Here is a 1243-nt window from a genome sequence, read left to right as displayed (position 1 = left end):
TCGGTCATCCCCGCCGTTTGCGCCTCAAAAATGGCATCAGTTGCCTCCATTTGGGTAACTTCAATTTCCGTGTGGGCGTAAATCTCTGCTTTTTGGATGTCTACTGTGCGCTCATTGGCGATTAGATCCAAGTCGGCTTGTAGTTGAACTTCTGCGATCGCAACGTCTCGGCAACTCTCTAGTAGCTCGGAACGTGCGGCCATCTCTGCCTTTGCTGCGTCCCGTTTTTGGGCGATGTCTTCAAAAACTGCTCTCTGCTTCTCTTCATCTTGACAATGGCGCAACATCCACCCAGCAAGAGCAAACCCCAAGAATCCCCCAAACGCCCAAAACGGTTTATATGGGTTAGTCGCTTTCACCAGTCCATTAACGCCCATAGCTGGGTCACGCACTACTTGAGAGGGCATTCCTTCTAGCTTCCACTGCTCCCAGTAATGGGGGGTCATGCGGAATGGTCTGTTATTCTTGTCCTGACATACCAATTTTTTCTGGGGAGTCCGAACGCAGAAATAAATGCGGTCGCTTGACTCCCCTTTCCACGCCATTGCAGCCGAGCTAATTCCTACAGTCAAACTCAGCCCAATTGCAACAGCTTTTTTATCCATCGGTAACTGTCCGAACCACTTCATTAAACCCGATTGTTGCGACTCTGATAAAGTTTTATGTTTCTCAGATAGATAGTTCATTTACCTCTTTTACCACCAAATAGAAAAAACATTAATATCGCTAGAAATATGCCCACTCCTGCACCATCCATCCAACTTGAAGATTCAGCAGTTTTCACTTTGGGCTGATACATTTTTTCAATTGAAGTATTAGCTGTTTGTGTAGAAGTTCTCGCTTCATTCCATTCACTAATCGGTTCGGAAAGCGCACATAATAACGCTAATGACGCACTGCATCCAGTCATTAGATTAGTGACGAAATTATTAAATCCTTCACCTGTTGCAGTGGCAGTAAAATACAGGTGTGCAGTACCCACAGCTAAGAACATTCCAACAGGGTGAACTTGCAACAGATGAAAAGTAAAAATAACTGCACTGTTTAAACAACTGCCAGCGACAATTTCACAGGCATTACCAGCACGTCTAAATGTCCGACCTCTGTTATTTTCTGGCAGTGGTGGTAACTGTTCGGGTTGTTTCTGTTGCTTAGTTGATTGTGGTGTTTGTGCCAGCCCTTCATGCAAAAAAGGGCTGACGCTATGAGGATCTTCATTTCGTTTCCTTACTAGCATCAGCCT

1 protein-coding gene and 1 pseudogene are annotated in these 1243 nt (G+C 45.3%); both read right to left on the bottom strand.

Translation table 11 applies throughout. From position 1 onward, the window contains the following. Positions 1-686: pseudogene (locus tag GNF10_RS36950) on the bottom strand (hypothetical protein); the annotation flags it as partial. Further along, on the bottom strand, positions 683-1243 hold a 561-nt coding region (locus tag GNF10_RS36945), incomplete at its 5' end, for a hypothetical protein (protein WP_260446390.1). The gene GNF10_RS36945 and the pseudogene GNF10_RS36950, both read right to left, overlap by 4 nt.

The organism is Nostoc sp. UCD121, from assembly GCF_014222285.1.
Classification (GTDB): domain Bacteria; phylum Cyanobacteriota; class Cyanobacteriia; order Cyanobacteriales; family Nostocaceae; genus Nostoc.
The sequence above is the reverse complement of the archived record's forward strand: the minus strand, read 5'-3'. Positions and strand labels throughout refer to the sequence as shown.